The organism is Acidovorax sp. (assembly GCF_046294525.1).
In the GTDB taxonomy this organism is placed as follows: Bacteria; Pseudomonadota; Gammaproteobacteria; order Burkholderiales; family Burkholderiaceae_C; genus Acidovorax.
Window position 1 is genome coordinate 368,506 of the sequence record NZ_JBKBKQ010000001.1, and the last position, 16,833, is coordinate 385,338.

Below are 16,833 nucleotides of genomic sequence, written 5' to 3' on the forward strand. Positions count from 1 at the left end.
CCCCCCATGGTCCCGCGGGTTGCTGGGTAACAGAAAGGCAAATGGTCAAATTTGATAGCTGTCAGCGCTTTCTGGTAAAGCGCTAGAGGCCATTTTTATTCAAAGTATTGCCCACAGGATGCCCGCTTAGAATCTGCGCCCATGCACATACACATACTGGGGATCTGCGGCACGTTCATGGGCGGGCTGGCGGCGCTGGCGCGCGAGGCGGGCCACCGCGTGACGGGCTGCGATGCCGGGGTCTATCCCCCCATGAGCGACCAGTTGCGTGCGCTGGGCATCGACCTCATCGAGGGTTACGGCGCCGACCAGATGGCGCTGAAGCCAGACATGTTCGTCATCGGCAACGTGGTCAGCCGCGCCCGGCTGGCGGACGGAGCGCCCAAATTTCCGCTGATGGAAGCCATCCTGGATGCCGGAGCGCCCTACACCAGCGGCCCGCAGTGGCTGGCCGAGCACGTGCTGCAGGGTCGACATGTACTCGCAGTGGCCGGCACGCACGGCAAGACCACCACCACGTCGATGCTGGCATGGATTCTGGAGAGCGCCGGCCAGCAGCCGGGTTTCCTGATCGGCGGCGTGCCGCTGAACTTCGGCGTGTCGGCGCGCCTGGGAGTCAGCGCCCCCACGCTCCCTGCTGCGCATGGTTCGCTGCCCCCTGAGGCGGCCCTCACCGCCTTGGGGCGGCCCGGCGGCGGTTCGACCGTGCAGGGGGCCGACGCAGCGCGGCCGCTCTTCGTGATTGAGGCCGACGAATACGACACCGCGTTTTTCGACAAGCGCAGCAAGTTTGTGCACTACCGGCCCCGCACCGCCGTGCTCAACAACCTGGAGTTTGACCACGCCGATATCTTTGACGACCTGGCAGCCATCGAGCGCCAGTTCCATCATCTGGTGCGCACCGTTCCCCCGACAGGGCGCGTTGTGGTCAATGGACTGGAAGAAAGCCTGGCGCGGGTGCTGCACACCGGCTGCTGGAGCGAGGTGACCAGCTTTGGCGCCACAGTGAGCGACTTCAGCGCCGAGGGCACGCACCAGGCGTTTGATGTGCTGCACCACGGCCAGGCTGTGGCGCGCGTGGAATGGGCGCTGACGGGCCAGCACAATCAGCTCAACGCGCTGGCTGCCATTGCCGCCGCGCACCATGTGGGCGTGAGCCCGGCGCAAGCTGCGGCAGCTCTCGGCACATTTCAGAACGTGAAGCGGCGCATGGAACTGCGCGGCACCGTGGCGGGCGTGGCGGTGTATGACGACTTTGCCCACCACCCTACCGCCCTGCGCACCACGCTAGATGGCCTGCGCCGCAGCCTGGGCAACGGAGTGCGCATCCTGGCGGTGTTCGAGCCCCGCAGTAACACCATGAAGCTGGGCTCCATGAAGAGCCAGTTGCCCTGGGCGCTTGAGCCTGCGGATCTGGTTTTCTGCCACACGGCCGGACTGGACTGGGATGCCGCCCAGGCGCTTGCGCCGCTGGGCGTGGGCCCGGGCCAGCGCGCGCAGACCGCCGCGGACATCGACACGCTCGTGGCCCAGGTGGCACAGGCCGCACGCCCCGGCGACCACGTGGTGTGCATGAGCAACGGCGGCTTTGGCGGCATCCACACCAAGCTGCTGCAGGCACTTCATAAATAATAGCTATCAGCGCTTACTGGATAAGCGCTAGAGCCATTTTTTATTGATATTTTGTCTTAGAAAGAGACAGTCATGGCCTCGACATCCACCCGCACGACGGGCTTGGCCAAGGCAGCACTGGCGGCGCGCGCAAAGTTGCGGGACCAGTCCGGATCGCCCAGCAGCGGCGCTCCGGCGGCACGCGCCACCGTCAGCACCTTGTCGGCCAGCAGCACCTTGCCGCTGGCGCGCAGGGGCTCGCAGTCCAGCGTGGTGAACTGGTCGTCCAGCCAGCGCCGCCCCTCCTCGTGCCCCATGGGCTCGGCGCCCTGCAGGTCAAAACGGAACTCCTGATGCCCGGCCAGCCGGACCGACACTTCGCTGTGCATGAGATGCCTTTCTGTGTGCTAGCGGGCCCGACCGCGCTGTAGTCAGCGAGCAAGCCCTTGATCAAACAAACAGGAGCTTACACGCCGGCGCCACCCACCATCGAACCACGCGCCGCGGCGAAAAGCGCGCGGCTCAGACCAGCGCACCCGCGCAAGGGCCGCCCCGCCGCGCTGGGGGCGTCCCCCTCCCGCATGGCGCAGCAATGCGAGAGAGGGGTAAAGCGCGAAGCGACTCGGGGGGGCTTCACATTCCACGGCGTGCCTTGACGGCGTTGGACAACTCGGCCAGCGCCACCAGCGACGGGTCCCAGCCCAGGCAGGCGTCGGTGATGCTTTTGCCATATTCCAGCGCGCTGGGGTCGTCCTTGCCGGGCGTGAACTTCTGCGCGCCTTCCGTCAGGTGGCTCTCGATCATCAGGCCGAACACGCTGCGCGAGCCGCCTGCAATCTGCGCCGCCACATCGCGGGCCACGTCCAGCTGCTTTGCGTGCTGCTTGCTGCTGTTGGCGTGGCTGCAATCCACCATCAAGGTGGCGGGAAGATTGGCCGCCTCCAGGTCCTTACAGGCAGCGGCCACGCTGGCCGCGTCGTAGTTGGGTGCCTTGCCGCCGCGCAGGATCACGTGGCAGTCCTTGTTGCCGCTGGTGTTGACGATGGCAACCTGGCCGTTCTTGTGCACCGACAGGAAATGGTGGCCGCGGCTGGCGGACTGGATGGCGTCGGTGGCAATGCGGATGTTGCCGTCCGTGCCGTTCTTGAAGCCGATGGGCGCTGACAGGCCCGAAGCCAGCTCGCGGTGCACCTGGCTTTCGGTGGTGCGCGCGCCGATGGCGCCCCAGGCGATCAGGTCGCCGATGTACTGGGGCGAAATAACGTCCAGGAACTCGCTGCCGGCGGGCATGCCCAGCCGGTTGATGTCGATGAGCAACTGGCGCGCAATGCGCAAGCCTTCGTCGATGCGGTAGCTCTCGTCCAGGTAGGGATCGTTGATGAGGCCCTTCCAGCCCACGGTGGTACGCGGCTTTTCGAAGTACACGCGCATCACGATCTCCAGCGTGTCCTTGTACTGCTCGCGCACAGCCTTGAGGCGGCGGGCGTACTCCAGCGCGGCGGCCGGGTCGTGGATGGAGCAGGGGCCGATGACCACCAGCAGGCGGTCGTCCTGCCCGGCCATGATGTTGTGGATGTTCTTGCGGGTCTGCGTGATCAGCGTCTCGACCGGCGTGCCGCCGATGGGGAAGAAGCGGATCAGGTGCTCGGGAGGAGGCAACACGGTGATGTCCTTGATACGTTCGTCGTCGGTTTCGCTGGTTTTGTCGACGCTGCGGTACCAGGCATCGCTGGTGGGGGTGTTGGGGACCGTCATGGTTGCTTCCTCGTGGTGTGAGTGATGAATTGAAGAATGGGAAAACGGGAGGGCAGAAAAACAAAAACCGCCGGGCTTTGCAGCGTCGGCGGTTGGTATGGGGAGGTTGTGTGTGCTTGCGCGTTTTCCTCTCATCCGCCGGGGACCGAGATAAAAAACCAAAAATAAAACGCGCTGCGAACTTGCATGGCAGGCAATGTAGCACAGGAGTGCGGCAGTGCAGCAAGCCGGAACTGTTGCGATTGCACTACAAAAAGAGGGCCACACGGGCATCCAAAGCGCGCAGCGGTGCGCCTTGTGAGGCCGGTTCAGCCCCTGCCGATCCCCAGCCAAGCGCGGATGCGCTGCAGCACCGAGCGCTTATTTCGCGGGGTCGAATCCGGCAGCTCACTGACGGGTTCACTCTGGTGCTCGTACATGTCGATGAGCAAAAGCGCCTCGCCCAGCGTGCGCCAGGCCAGAAGCTCGAACTGGTCGAAGCTGGCGCTCTCGCCCGGGCTGCGCTGCTCCAGCATCTGCTGCCACACGGCAATGGCGTTGCGCAGTTCGCGCAGCGCGCGCTGGTAGGCGCCAAACTCGTACAGCGCATGCCAGGCCGAGCCCAAGCCGGTGAGCAACAGCTGGTGCTCGCGCGCGCAGTGGGACAGGCTGACCACGCGGCGCGCGATGGCCGACGTGTCGGTACTGGTGCGGCGCACACGCACGGCCTCGTCGATCTGGGTAGACAGTGCGCTGAGACTGTCGCGCAGCTGGCGCGAGTCCTCGTCGGCCACGCCTTCGCGCAAAAAACGGCTGATGTCGCCAAACGACTGGAGCGTCATCAATTGGCTGGGGCGCGTAACAGGCATGGTGTCACCCATTGTGCGCCGGCTCGGGCCGGGTGCAAGTGTGGAAAAGGGGGGTAAAACGCGGACACCGCGCCTTCATGCGGGCCGCGCATGCCAGGATCCCCGCACCGGGGCCCAGCCGCCGGGGGGTCAGGCCGTGCCGCCCACCGTGAGGCCTTCGATGCGCAGCGTGGGCTGGCCCACGCCCACGGGCACGCTCTGGCCTTCCTTGCCGCAGGTGCCCACGCCGCTGTCCAGGCGCATGTCGTTGCCGATCATCATGACCTTCTTGAGCGATTCCGGCCCGCTGCCGATGATGGTGGCGCCCTTCACGGGGTACTGGATCTTGCCGTTCTCCACCCAGTAGGCTTCGCTGGCCGAGAACACGAACTTGCCAGAGGTAATGTCCACCTGCCCGCCGCCAAAATTGCTGGCGTACAGTCCCTTCTTGATGCTGGCGATGATCTCCTGCGGGTCCTTGTCGCCGCCCAGCATGTAGGTGTTGGTCATGCGCGGCATGGGGATGTGGGCATAGCTTTCGCGCCGGCCGTTGCCAGTGGGGGCGACACCCATCAGGCGCGCGTTCAGCGAGTCCTGGATATAGCCCTTCAGGATGCCGTCTTCGATGAGCACGTTGCGCTGGCTGGCGTGGCCTTCGTCGTCCACGTTGAGCGAGCCGCGCCGGTCGGCGATGGTGCCGTCGTCCAGCACCGTGACCCCCTTGGCCGCCACGCGCTGGCCGATGCGGCCGCTGAACGCACTGGAGCCTTTGCGGTTGAAGTCACCCTCCAGCCCGTGGCCGATAGCCTCGTGCAGCAGGATGCCCGGCCAGCCCGAGCCCAGCACGACGGTCATCTCGCCCGCCGGGGCCGGACGCGATTCGAGGTTGACCAGGGCGGCATTCACAGCCTCGTCCACGTACTTGCCCATCTGCTCGTCGTCGAAGTATGCCAGGCCAAAGCGGCCGCCGCCGCCGGCCGAGCCCATCTCGCGGCGGCCGTTCTGCTCAGCGATCACCGTGACCGACAGGCGCACCAGCGGGCGCACGTCGGCCGCCAGGGTGCCGTCGGCACGCGCCACCAGCACCACGTCGTATTCGCTGGCCAGCCCGGCCATCACTTGCGCCACACGCGGGTCTTTGGCGCGGGCCCGCTGTTCCAGTTTTTCAAGCAGGGCCACCTTGGCCGTGCTGTCCAGCGAGGCAATCGGGTCCACACCGGGATACAGGCTGCGGCCTGCCGCTACCTTTTTAGGAGCTACTCGCGCTTTACCCGCCTGCGCTGCGGCCGAAATTGACCTTACTGTACGGGCAGCATCCAGCAAGGACGCCTCGGAGATGTCGTCGGAATACGCAAACGCCGTCTTTTCACCGCTGACCGCGCGCACACCCACACCCTGGTCGATGCTGAAGGAGCCCGTCTTAACGATGCCTTCCTCCAAACTCCAGCCCTCGCTGCGGGTGTACTGGAAGTACAGGTCGGCGTCGTCCACCTGGTGGGCGCGGATCTCGCCCAGCGCGCGCGCCAGGTGGCTTTCGTCCAGGCCAAACGGGGTCAACAACAGTTCGCGAGCGACATCGATGCGCTGGCTGGTGGCCGCGCGCTGGGGCGCGGCGGTGGTGGGGCGGAAAGTCATCCAGGCATTTTAGGCGGGCGCCCTCGCCCTGGCAGGCGCAGGGGCACCCGCCCCGGCGCGGCTGTGCCCGCGCTACAGGGCCGCCCGCGCGTCCTTGCTGTCCTGCTTCTGGGCCCGGGCGACGGACATGAGGATGCCCAGCGCCAGCCCCAGCGTCACCATGGCCGTGCCGCCATAGCTGATGAAGGGCAGCGGCACCCCCACCACGGGCAGGATGCCGCTGACCATGCCCATGTTCACGAAGGCGTAGGTGAAGAAGATCATGGACACCGCGCCCGCCATCAGGCGGCCAAAAAGGCTGTTGGCGCCTGCGGCAATCGCCAGCCCGCGCCAGACCAGCAGAATGAACGACGCCACGAGAAAGAGGTTGCCCGCCAGCCCGAACTCTTCGGAGTACGCCGCGAAGATGAAGTCGGTGGTGCGCTCAGGGATGAACTCCAGATGGGTTTGCGTGCCGGCCATGAATCCCTTGCCCCACACGCCACCGGAGCCGATGGCGATCATGCCCTGGATGATGTGGAAACCCTTGCCCAGCGGGTCGCGCGTGGGGTCCAGCAGGGTGCACACCCGCTGCTGCTGGTATTCGTGCAGCACCACCCAGCGCACGCCGTCGGCGCACCACTGGTCGCCCATCAGCACCAGGGTGAGGATGCCGGCCCCGCCGATGAGCACGGGCGGCAGCACCAGCCTCCACGACAGGCCCGCAAAGAAGATCACCGACAGGCCCGCCGCCAGCACCAGCAGCGAGGTTCCCAGGTCGGGCTGCTTCATGATGAGGCCCACAGGGATGGCCAGCAGCAGCCCCGCGGCCACAAAATCGAGCGGGCGCAGCGTGCCCTCGCGCTTCTGGAACCACCAGGCCAGCATGAGCGGCGTGGCGATCTTCAGAATCTCGCTGGGCTGGATGACGATGCCGAGGTTGATCCAGCGCTGCGCGCCCTTCTTGGTGATGCCAAACAGCGCCACGGCCACCAGCAGCGCCACCCCGGCGGCGTACAGCGGCACCGCAAAGACCATGATCTTCTGCGGCGGCACCTGGGCCACCATGAACAGGATGGCGCCGGCAATCAGCACGTTGCGACCATGGTCCATGAAGCGCGTTCCATGGTCGTACCCGGAGGAATACATCGCCACCAGCCCGGCGCCGGCCAGCAGCAGCACCACCAACAGCAGCGGCAGGTCAAACCCGCGGAACAACGGGACAAAGCGCTGTGCAAGAGTGGGCTTTTCAAATACGACGGCCATCCCCCGATTATCGGGCCCCGCCGCGCCACGCCGCAGGCGGTCAACCCGCCTGGCGGAAGGCCATCACGGCCTGATTGCGCAGGGTGCGAAGCAGGCCCAGGGCCTTGTCGTCGACCACGATCCCTCCGGCGCTCGCCTGATCGGCGTAGATGAGCGCAAAAGTCTGCCCCTTGATCTGCAGCGGCAGCAGCAGAAAGGCGGGTGCATTGAGTCCCGTGCGGTACCAGTCGGGCAGCCGGGCCTGCAGGCGTGGTTCAGTGGCATCGTTGATGAGCGTGTCGGCGCCCCGCAGGCACACGGCGGCAAACAGGTCGCCCTGCACCTTGAGGGGCACGCGCATGGCCCGCACAGCGGCCTCGCTACCCTCGCCCAGGCCGAAGCGGCCGGTCAAAATCTCGGCCCTGGCGTCCCGCAGGCAGAACACCATGCGCCGGAACCCCAGGGCGCGGAACATGGTTTCCAGGATCATGCGCAGCACATCGTTGAGCTGAAAGTTCTCGACCATCGCGTTGGTGATGTCCTGAATCCCCGCAGCCAGTACCTCGTTGACCTGGGCCACCGACACCTCGCCACCCGCCTGCGACGGCAGCACAGCTGGCAGGGGGTCGGGGTCGCCAGCCCGCAGTTCGTGGTGCTCCAGCGCATCGTCGACCGGCGTGGCACCTTCGGGCGGTGGCAATGTCAGCAGCCGCGCGGCCGGCGTGCCGGGTTCCACGCGCAGGTCCAGCGCTTCGGCCAACGCCACCAGCTTGTGGCGGGCGCGCAGCGTGGCCTCGGCAATGTCAGGAACCGACAGCGCCAGGGGCCGCGCATAACGCGCCCCGATCTGGTCGAGCTGGGCGGCCTGCGGGGCCGGCTCGCTCCGCAAAAGGGCAGTAGCGACCTCGTTGGCGGCCATGGCAGCCCAGCGAAGCCGCTCCACGCCCTGCTCGGGCGGGCGCTGCATGGGCGACCCCAGCGGCTTGCGCATGCAGCGCTGCAGGCTTTCAGGCAGCGCCCAGACGCGGGCCACGCCCACGCCCAGGTCCTCAAATCCCAGCCCTAGCACCTGCAGGGCGGCCGCTTCTTCGCCGCCCTCGAGTCGGCCGGACGCGACCAGGCTGCGCACCTGACGGGCTTCCTCCGGGAAGTAGAACTCACACAGCATGCGCCCCAGGTTCTGGAACATGGCGCCGATAAACGCTTCTTCTGCCGCCTGCGCAGTGGCGCACAACTCGGACGCCACCGAACCGGCCATCATGGCGCGCAGAAACTCTTCGCGCATCTGGCTGGCGTGCTGCTTGTCCTGCATGTGGTCCAGCAGCACCAGGCTCAGCGCCATGTTGCGCACCGCGTTGAAGCCCACCAGACTCACTGCGCGCGACACCGTGCTGATGGTGCCGCGGCTGGCGTGCGCGTAGTGCACGCTGTTGACCAGACGCAGCAGCTTGTTGGTCAGCGCCACGTCCTTGAGGATCTCGTGCGTGAGGTCGCTGATGCTGTCGTCCTCGGAATTGGCCACGCGCTGGATGCGCGCCACCGAATCCGACAGCGCCGGGAAGTCGCTTTTGTGCCGCATGCGGCGCAGCAGGAAATCCAGCGTGGCATTGCTGGCCGCAGTGGGGGCGCTGGCGGGAGCAGCCCAGGCGCGCAGCGCGTCCCTGAAGTCCGCCGCCGACGCATACCGCTGGCCCGGGTCGCGCGCCATGGCGCGCTGCAAGATGGCCCGCAGGCCGTCGTCCACACCCGGGCCCAGGTCGTCAGGCAGCACCAGATCTTCATTGGCAATGCGGTACAGCGCCTGCCAAGTATCTTTCTGGTGGATCAAGGGCCGGCCGGTCAGCAACTCCACCAACACCAGGGCGGCCGAATACACGTCCATGGACGGGGCCGGCGCCGCACCCGCCACCGCCTCCGGCGCCAGGTAGGCGGGCGTACCGCTGGCCAGATGGGCATCGGGCTGCTGCGCCACCGGCGCTGCCATGCCGAAGTCCATGACCCGCGCATGGCGCTGGGTGTCCACCATGATGTTGGATGGCTTCAGGTCGCGGTGCACGATCCCTGCCTGGTGCGCGGCCTGCAGGCCGTCCAGCACATCCACCACCAGCGCCACAGCGTCGTGCGGGGGACAGCGGCCTTGCTGCGCCAAGTGTTCGGCCAGGGTACGCCCGGGCACATATTCAAAAACGATGTAGGGCTGGCGGCCCTGCACGTCGGCCTCGAACACCGGCACGATGAAGGGGTGGGCCAGCCGGCTCACATGGCGCGCCTCTCGCAGCCACTGCTCCAACACAGCCGCGTCCTCGCCTTCCACCGAGGGCAGCAGCTTGATGGCCACCTCCCGCTGCAGCCGCGGGTCCAGCGCCAGCCACACAGAGGCCTGCGCACCCCGCCCCAGCAGACGCTGAAGCTCGAAACGTCCCACCGTGGTGGGCGGCTTGCCGGGGGATCCCAGGGCCCGGCGTCTGGCGGAGGAAAGCGGGGCAGAATCGGTCATGGTGGGGATCTGGGGCAGCGGGCCCGCTGCGCGGTGCCCATGCGCACATCCTACGCCGCCACTCAGGCCACCCACAGCAGTGATTCCCCTCCCCCCCATGACCACCACCCACCTTCTCTACCTGCACGGTTTCCGCTCATCTCCACAGTCCGCCAAGGCGCAGCAGATGGCTGCGCATGTGGGGCGGCACCACCCGGAGGTGCACTTCTGGTGTCCGCAGCTGCCGCCCTCCCCCCAGGCTGCCATGCAGCTGGTGGCCCAGGGCATTGCCGACTGGCCACGCGGGCAGATGGCGGTGATGGGTTCATCCCTGGGCGGCTTTTATGCAAGCTGGGTGGCGCACCATGCGGGCTGCCCCAGCGTGATGCTCAACCCCGCCGTAAACCCCGCGCGCGATCTGGAGCGCTACATCGGCGAACAGACCACTTGGCAGAACCCGCAGGAGCGCTTTTACTTCCGCCCGGAATACATCGCAGAGCTGCACGCGCTGACGTGCCCCCCGGGACGCGCGCCTGCAGCACCGGAGCTGGTCATCATCGCCCAGGGCGACGAAGTGCTGGATTGGCGCGAAATGGCGGCGCGCTACCCCGCCGCACGGCAGATCTTGCAGCCGGGCGGCGACCACGCGCTCAGCAATTTCAGCGACTACCTGCCGGTCATCACCGATTTTTTGGCGCTGTCACCGCGCAGACGCTGAAGCCCCCTGCGCCGCCGCCGCGCTCCAACGCGCGTACTCCTTGGGATAGGCCAGACGGTAGCGCTTCAGATGGAAAGCCGCTTCGTCGTCGCGACCCAGCATCACCGCGCTCTCGATCACGACCTGGATGACGCGCGGCTCGGGAGAGTAATGCAGCAGGTCCTTGGCCATGCGGTTCAGTGCCGGCGCGTTGGCACGGGTCAGCGGCGTGGTGGTCAGCTGCGCAAACTCAAGCTGGCAGGTGAACAGCACGGAGCGCGTCACCTTGGCCTGGACGTTGTCGCGGTACGCGACCGCACGGGCCGTGTTGGCCTTGTAGAGCTGGCTCACCCGGAAATAGTCCCACGCCGCCAGCGCACACACGCCCCACACCAGCACCGCGGCCGCACCCAGCAAGCCGGCCAGCGGCCACGCGCGCCCTCCATGCGCTGGGCCCTGGCCGCGCTGCGCCGCCACCTGTGGCCAAGCCAGCACCAGTACGGCGAATAGGGCCACCAGCTGGAAGGGGCCGTACCACAGGGGGTACTCCAGCATGCTGTGCAGCCCGATGAGCGCCAGCACGCCCCAGGCCAATTGGCGCTCGGGCCGCACCTCGCGCCACGGCCGGGACCACAGCACCCAGCCCGCCACAGCCGTGCAAAGCAGCACTGCGGCTGGCAACCCCAGTTCCACCGCCAGATGCAGCGGCAGGTTGTGGGCGTTGTCCAGCAGCACACAAAAACGGTCGCCCGGGAACAACGTCACATAGTGCGCGTAGTCCAGCTCCCCCCAGCCCCAGCCCACCCACGGCTTTTCGCTGATCAGCGTCAGCATGTTGGACCACAGCGCCCTCCGGCTCGTGCAGGCCGGCGACGTATCGGTGAACCGGTGAAACAGCGCGTCGGCGCGCACGCCCTGCCAGCGCCACAGCAGCTCGGGCAGCACCCAGGCTGCCACCAGAAACACGCCCAGCCCCAGCACCGCCAGCAGCACGGACGAACCGCGCCCGGTGCGCCGCCACACCACGGCCAGCAGCAGTACCAGCGCCCACTGCACCGCGCCCGTGCGCGACGCCGTGGCCGCCGCAGCCACCGCCAGAAAAACAACGGCCGCCACCGCCAGGGGTGTGGCCAGCAACGCCTTTGCACCTTGGGAGCGTGCGCCTACCCCCGTTTGCGGCGAGCGATGCAGCCACCACCACAGCAAAGCCCAGGCCCCCATGGCCAGCAAGGTGGCCTGCTGGTTGCGCTGCCGCAAATTGCCCGCCGCCAGCCCGGGCTGCGAGGCATGGACCCAGGGCTGCAGTCCCACATCGCCCACCACATACTGCGCCAGCCCGATCGCCCCGGCCACCAGCGCCGCCAGCAGCAGCCCCGCCGCCAGCCGCTGTGCACGCGGCGCGTTTCCCGGAGCCCATCCCGCCGCACCTTCGGCACGCACGCGCCACGCCCAGGCTGCGAGCAGTACCCCGGCACACGCCCAAGAGGCCAGCATCGGCCAGAAGTTGGAGACGGGGGCGTCGGTGTAAGCGAACAGGAAGGGCAAGGCGACCGCGACCACGCCGAGCAAAGCGCCTGGAAAAACAAAAGACATCGCGCAGGAATCCCGTGCCTCAGTAGAGAAGGAGGCGATGATAGGACTCGCAGAGCGAGTGAACATCTTGATGCAGTCTCAACACCGACACAGCACTACCCCGCCTTTAGACTCTCGCGTCGCACGCGCAGCCCTTTCCCCATGCTCCTTAAGCCTCTACGTACCCAACGTGGGTTCACCCTCATCGAACTGATGCTCGTGGTGAGCACCATCGGCATCCTCGCGGCCGTTGCAGTACCGGCGTACGCCGACTATATGGCGCGCGCCCGAGTCGCCGAAGGTCTGGAACTGATGGCGCCGGTCCAAAGGAGCGTGGCCGAGTACTACGACCGTTGGGGAGCGCTGCCCGAAGACAATCAGGCTGCTGGCTTGCCAGCTCCCGAATTGATTCGCGGCAACGGGGTGATGGGCATCCAGGTGATGCAGGGCATGGTGCTGGTTCGATTTGCTGACTTGCACAACAAAAAGTCTTCGCCCGCCCAATATTTGACGGTGCGGCCCGCCATCAACGCCAGCCAGCCGACGGCCGCCCTCACCTGGGTCTGCCAATACGCTCCCGCAGCGGAGACTGTGCTCGTCGCGCCCCTGCCCACCATGGATGAGGTCAACCCCATAGCGGATAAATTGCTGCCCCGCGCCTGCCGGTCACGCACATGAGCTGGCGCCCCGACTGGTTGCGTCAGCGGCACGCCGGACTGGAGTTGCTGTTCTATTTTTCGATTGTGGTGACAACCATCACGCTGTGCGCGCCATGGATCAGCGTGATTCTCGACAAAGCACGCATGCTGGACGCGATCTCGCTCCTTTCCGCAGCACGCGGCGAGGTGGTTCTCGACTACGCACACAGCGGCGAGTTGCCCAGGCCCGACCCAGCAAACTCCGGCGGCCAGCCTTTGGCCGAGACGACCAAAGGAATGGAGTATGTGCGGCAACAAAGCCGCCTGGTCGCGCGTGGCACCCTCTCCCCAACAAGCGGTAAAAGCTTTGAAACGTTCATCGAGAACGACGCACCGCCGTCACGCCCCATCGCCCTGTCCTTTCGACCCGCAGTCCCCCAGTCCAGCCCGGCCTGGTCCGTGCTTTGGTTGTGCGGCGAGAAGGCAACGCCCACTGGATGGATCAGCCCGGGCGAAGGCCTTGTGGTGGGATTGACGCGTGACCAGACTCCATTTGTATGCAGAAACACAACCATCACCCCATGACCGCGCCCCGCGTGACCCTCCCGCGCAGCAATATGTTTGCAATCCCGTGTTCTTCAAAAGGAGCCGCTGCATGCGTTTAGCCTCTGACAGGCGCGACGCCCTGCTGTTGCATCAGCTTGCAGCAGCTGTGCAGGCAGGCGCGCCCCTGGCACCCGTAACCCAAGCGCTGGCAGGTGACACCACACTCACCACCACGCAGCGCCTGTCCTACGAAGCGCTGTCCCGACGATTGACGGAGGGGTTGCCGCTTGGCAAGGCACTACCGACAGGCATGGAGTCCTTCACGGCCGAAGCGGGCGCCTGGCTGGATGGTACAGCCCATGCAGCAGACAAGGCGGCTATCTTGCGAGCTATTGCAGCTGACCAGGAACTGCGGTCGCGTGGCCGTGCCCGGCTGCGCTTGGCGCTAATCTGGCCCACGTTCCTCGCGGCAGTCGCTTGTTTTTTATTTGCCGTGATCTCCATTTTTGTTGCACCCGCTCTGCGTGCGGCCTTTGAAGCCATGGGCTCGCCACTGCCCCCCATCACCCAGCAGATGTTCTCCGGGGAGTCCGATCAGTGGCTCTTCGTAGGCTGGCAGCCCGGCTTTCTGCTTGGCGTCCTGCTGTTGTGCGTGCTGCTGACCTACACGCGTGCTGAAGTCAACCGGCCGCTGGTGCGCGCCGGCTACAGCGTGGGCCTGCTCAAGCGTACTGAGCGCGCTGCTTTCACAGCACGTGTGCTTGCATTGATCGGCCAAGTGCCTGCTCGCATGGCAGGGCCAGCCCTCGCCCATCTAGCTGCGGCAGGTTTGGTTGCACCATTGCATCCCAAGGCGTTGGCGCTGCGCACCGCACTGGAGTCAGGCCAGCCCTGGGGCAAGGCGCTGCAGGTCTCGGAGGCGGTTGCTTTGCACATCAGCCTTCACCTGCAACTTGCGGAGCAGGCAGAGGCTGCTTCGGCGTCCGTCCTGCAGACGCTGCAACATCAGGCACTGGAAGATTGGGACGACGCGCTGGCGCGCTTCGAACGCAATGTGGTCGGGCTCGTCTACTTCGGTGTTGCGTCGCTGATCGGCACGTTAACTGTCGCCGTTTACCTGCCGATCTTCAAGATGGGGCAGCTCATATGACTCCTATGAAAAACAACACCATGTCCATGCATCGCACGACCGCCCGAGGATTCACCTTGATCGAGTTGATGGTAGTGATCTCCATCATCGGCATTCTGGCGACCATGGCCATGCCTTCCTTTCAGGATCGCATCATCCGCACCCAGGTGGCCGAAGGCCACGCACTCGCGGACTTTGCACGCCAGGCCGTAGCAGCGCACTACAGCCGCACCAAAACCCTGCCCAAGGACAACACTGCTGCCGGCCTGCCACCAGCGGACCGCATCGTGGGTAATTACGTGACACAGGTCTCCGTGGAGTCCGGCGCGCTGCACATTCGCTACGGCAACCTGTCCAATCGCCATCTGGCGGGCAAGACGCTCACACTGCGCCCTGCTGTGGTCGAGGGCTACCCCCAGGTGCCAATTGCCTGGGTGTGCGGCTTGGCCCAGGTGCCAGACAAAATGAAAGCCCAGGGCAGCAACGCGACCGACCTGCCTGCGCCCTTTCTCCCGCTGGACTGCCGTACAGGCCCACCGCCTGCTGCCTGACCGCACGGCGGCCCTCCCTGCCACCCATGGGACAATCCCCGCCATGCATGCACTGTTTGAAGAAGCCGGCAAGTTCCTCGCCGGCCGTATCCTGTCCGAAGCCGATACCTCTGCCCAGGTCGAGCTGGACTCCGGCAAGCGGGTCAAGGTTAAGGCCGCCAACATCCTCCTGAAGTTTGAAAAGCCCGCCCCTGCCGAGCTGATCGCCCAGGCCCAGGCCGTGGCCGAGACCATCGAGCTGGACTTGGCCTGGGAATTCGCGCCCGAAGACGAGTTCGGCTTTGCCGACCTGGCGCGCGACTATTTCTCCGACAACGCCACCCTGGCCCAGCAGGCCGGTGCGCTGTTTCGCCTGTACGACGCGCCGCACTACTTCCGCCGCGCAGGCAAGGGCCGTTTCAAGAAGGCCTCGGCCGAGATCCTGCAGCAGGCGCTGGCCGCCATAGAGAAGAAAAAGGCCATCCTCGCGCAGATCGACGAGTGGGCCGCACAGCTGGGCCGGGGCGAATGCCCGCAGCCCATCCGCGACCAGCTCTACAAGATCCTGTTCAAGCCCGACAAGAACGCGCCCGAGTACAAGGCCGTGGTCGAGGCCAGCCGCGCCACGCACACAGCGCCGCTGGACCTGCTGCAAAAGGCCGGCGCCATCGATTCGGCCTACCAGTTCCACTGGAAGCGGTTCCTGTTCGAGAATTTCCCCAAGGGCACCGGCTTTCCGGCCGTCACTGCGCCCGTCATTGCCGACGAGCTGCCCCTATCCACTGCGCAGGCGTATTCCATCGACGACTCGCAGACCACCGAGATCGACGATGCCCTGTCCGTGCAGGGCCTGGGCACAGGCACCGTGGTGCTGGGCATCCACATCGCCGCGCCGGGCTTGGCCATCCAGCCCGGCAGCGCGATTGACCAGCTCGGCCGTGCGCGGCTGTCCACGGTGTACATGCCGGGCTACAAAATCACAATGCTGCCCGACGACGTGGTGCAGACCTACACGCTGGACGAAGGCCGCGCCAACCCGGCCGTGTCGCTGTACGTGACCATTGATGAGGCCACGCTGGAGTTCAAGGGCACCGAGACCAAGCTCGAGCGCGTGCACGTGGCTGCCAACCTGCGCCACGACCAGCTCGACAGCGTGGTGACGGAAGAATGGCTGTCCAACCCGGCGCTTGAGCATCAAAATGACCCGCAGCTCTTGTCCAGTCTGCGCGAGCAGCTATCATTTTTATATCGCCTCGCCAAGGACCTGAAGGCCCGCCGGGAGGTGGTGCGCGGCAAGCCCGAGAACTTCAACCGGCCGGACTACAACTTCCGGCTGGTCGGTAACCACGGTGCCGAACCCACGGGCGACGAGCAGGTGCAGATCAGCGTGCGCCAGCGGGGGGCGCCGCTGGACCTGATCGTGGCCGAGGCCATGATCGTGGCCAACAGCACCTGGGGCCTGATGCTGGCCGACCACGGCGTGCCCGGCATCTACCGCAGCCAGGCCAGCATGGCGCCGGGCGTGAAGGTGCGCATGGGCACCAAGGCGCTGCCGCATGCGGGCATTGGTGTGAAGGCGTATTCGTGGGCCACCTCGCCCCTGCGCCGCTACACCGACCTCGTCAACCAATGGCAGATCATTGCCTGCGCCCGCCACGGCAAGACTGCTGCGCTGGCCGCGCCCTTCAAGCCCAAGGACGCCGACCTGTTCTCCATCATCAGCAGCTTTGACGCGGCCTACAGCGCCTACAACGGCTACCAGGCTGGCATGGAGCGCTTCTGGACGCTGAAGTACGTCGAGCAGAACGGCATCACCGAGCTGAACGCCACCGTGTTCAAGGAAGGCCCGGGCGGCAGCTTTTTGGTGCGGGCGGACGACATTCCGCTGGTTTTCCCCGTGCTGGGCGCACAAAACCTGCCGCGCGGCGCGCGCCTGAAGGTCAAGCTGGGCGAGGTGGACGAGATCACCCTCGACATCCACGGCACCGTGATCGAGCGCCTGGACGACCCGGCCGACCCGAGCGACGACGGCCCGGTGGAGGATGCGGAAGAAGACGACGACACCGTGGCCGGCCCCATCGCCATTGCGGTGGATGTGAACGAACCGGAACCTGCCGCTGCGGCGGCCACTCCATAATCGGCTCTTTGTCCACCACCGCCGCCTCTCAAGCGCTTATGCAACCCGCGTGGCCG

Annotated in this window: 14 protein-coding genes; 7 read left to right on the top strand and 7 right to left on the bottom strand. The window is 66.2% G+C overall.

Features of this window, described 5'->3' with window-relative positions:
- Positions 1-141: 141 nt before the first annotated feature.
- Positions 142-1,632, top strand: coding sequence for a UDP-N-acetylmuramate:L-alanyl-gamma-D-glutamyl-meso-diaminopimelate ligase (mpl, locus tag ACK4HJ_RS01640; protein WP_409827090.1), 1,491 nt, complete (start codon positions 142-144; stop codon positions 1,630-1,632).
- A gap of 56 nt (positions 1,633-1,688) precedes the next feature.
- On the opposite strand, the gene ACK4HJ_RS01645 is transcribed toward mpl, so the two are convergent.
- The 6 genes from ACK4HJ_RS01645 to ACK4HJ_RS01670 all read right to left on the bottom strand — a co-directional run bounded on the left by ACK4HJ_RS01645 (position 1,689) and on the right by ACK4HJ_RS01670 (position 9,549).
- Complete coding sequence (locus tag ACK4HJ_RS01645; RefSeq protein ID WP_409827092.1) at positions 1,689-2,000, bottom strand: hypothetical protein; 312 nt, start codon at positions 1,998-2,000, stop codon at positions 1,689-1,691.
- A gap of 244 nt (positions 2,001-2,244) precedes the next feature.
- Positions 2,245-3,366 carry a 3-deoxy-7-phosphoheptulonate synthase gene (locus tag ACK4HJ_RS01650; RefSeq protein WP_409827094.1) on the bottom strand — a complete coding sequence of 374 codons (1,122 nt, stop codon included), beginning with the start codon at positions 3,364-3,366 and terminating at the stop codon, positions 2,245-2,247.
- Between the two features lie 308 nt (positions 3,367-3,674).
- Positions 3,675-4,214: a hypothetical protein gene (locus tag ACK4HJ_RS01655; RefSeq protein WP_409827096.1), complete on the bottom strand. Its 540-nt coding sequence runs from the start codon at positions 4,212-4,214 to the stop codon at positions 3,675-3,677.
- 129 nt (positions 4,215-4,343) lie between these two features.
- Positions 4,344-5,828 carry a metalloprotease TldD gene (gene tldD / locus ACK4HJ_RS01660; RefSeq protein ID WP_409827098.1) on the bottom strand — a complete coding sequence of 495 codons (1,485 nt, stop codon included), beginning with the start codon at positions 5,826-5,828 and terminating at the stop codon, positions 4,344-4,346.
- Between the two features lie 72 nt (positions 5,829-5,900).
- Complete coding sequence (gene rodA / locus ACK4HJ_RS01665) at positions 5,901-7,073, bottom strand: rod shape-determining protein RodA (protein WP_409827100.1); 1,173 nt, start codon at positions 7,071-7,073, stop codon at positions 5,901-5,903.
- A gap of 40 nt (positions 7,074-7,113) precedes the next feature.
- Positions 7,114-9,549, bottom strand: a complete 2,436-nt coding sequence (locus tag ACK4HJ_RS01670; RefSeq protein WP_409827102.1) for a protein kinase domain-containing protein — start codon at positions 9,547-9,549, stop codon at positions 7,114-7,116.
- 97 nt (positions 9,550-9,646) lie between these two features.
- On the opposite strand from ACK4HJ_RS01670, the gene ACK4HJ_RS01675 reads away from it, so the two are divergent.
- Positions 9,647-10,246 (top strand): YqiA/YcfP family alpha/beta fold hydrolase, encoded by a 600-nt coding sequence (locus ACK4HJ_RS01675; RefSeq protein ID WP_409827104.1) that lies wholly within the window; start codon positions 9,647-9,649, stop codon positions 10,244-10,246.
- Here ACK4HJ_RS01675 and ACK4HJ_RS01680 read toward each other — a convergent pair.
- Entirely contained in the window at positions 10,229-11,818 is a 1,590-nt protein-coding gene (locus ACK4HJ_RS01680) for a Wzy polymerase domain-containing protein (RefSeq protein WP_409827106.1), read from the bottom strand. The two genes, ACK4HJ_RS01675 and ACK4HJ_RS01680, sit on opposite strands and share 18 nt — an antisense overlap.
- Positions 11,819-11,959: 141 nt before the next feature.
- On the opposite strand from ACK4HJ_RS01680, the gene ACK4HJ_RS01685 reads away from it, so the two are divergent.
- From ACK4HJ_RS01685 to ACK4HJ_RS01705, 5 genes are all read left to right on the top strand, one after another.
- Positions 11,960-12,475, top strand: coding sequence for a pilin (locus ACK4HJ_RS01685; RefSeq protein WP_409827108.1), 516 nt, complete (start codon positions 11,960-11,962; stop codon positions 12,473-12,475).
- The gene (locus ACK4HJ_RS01690) at positions 12,472-13,020 is read left to right on the top strand and encodes a hypothetical protein (RefSeq protein WP_409827110.1); all 549 of its coding nucleotides are present in this window, start codon (positions 12,472-12,474) and stop codon (positions 13,018-13,020) included. Before ACK4HJ_RS01685 ends, ACK4HJ_RS01690 begins: the two co-directional genes overlap by 4 nt.
- 70 nt (positions 13,021-13,090) lie before the next feature.
- On the top strand, positions 13,091-14,131 hold the full coding sequence (locus ACK4HJ_RS01695; protein ID WP_409827112.1) for a type II secretion system F family protein: 1,041 nt from the start codon (positions 13,091-13,093) through the stop codon (positions 14,129-14,131).
- Between the two features lie 20 nt (positions 14,132-14,151).
- Positions 14,152-14,661 carry a pilin gene (locus tag ACK4HJ_RS01700; protein WP_409827114.1) on the top strand — a complete coding sequence of 170 codons (510 nt, stop codon included), beginning with the start codon at positions 14,152-14,154 and terminating at the stop codon, positions 14,659-14,661.
- Positions 14,662-14,704: 43 nt separating this feature from the next.
- Positions 14,705-16,777, top strand: coding sequence for a ribonuclease catalytic domain-containing protein (locus ACK4HJ_RS01705; protein WP_409827116.1), 2,073 nt, complete (start codon positions 14,705-14,707; stop codon positions 16,775-16,777).
- Positions 16,778-16,833 lie beyond the last annotated feature (56 nt).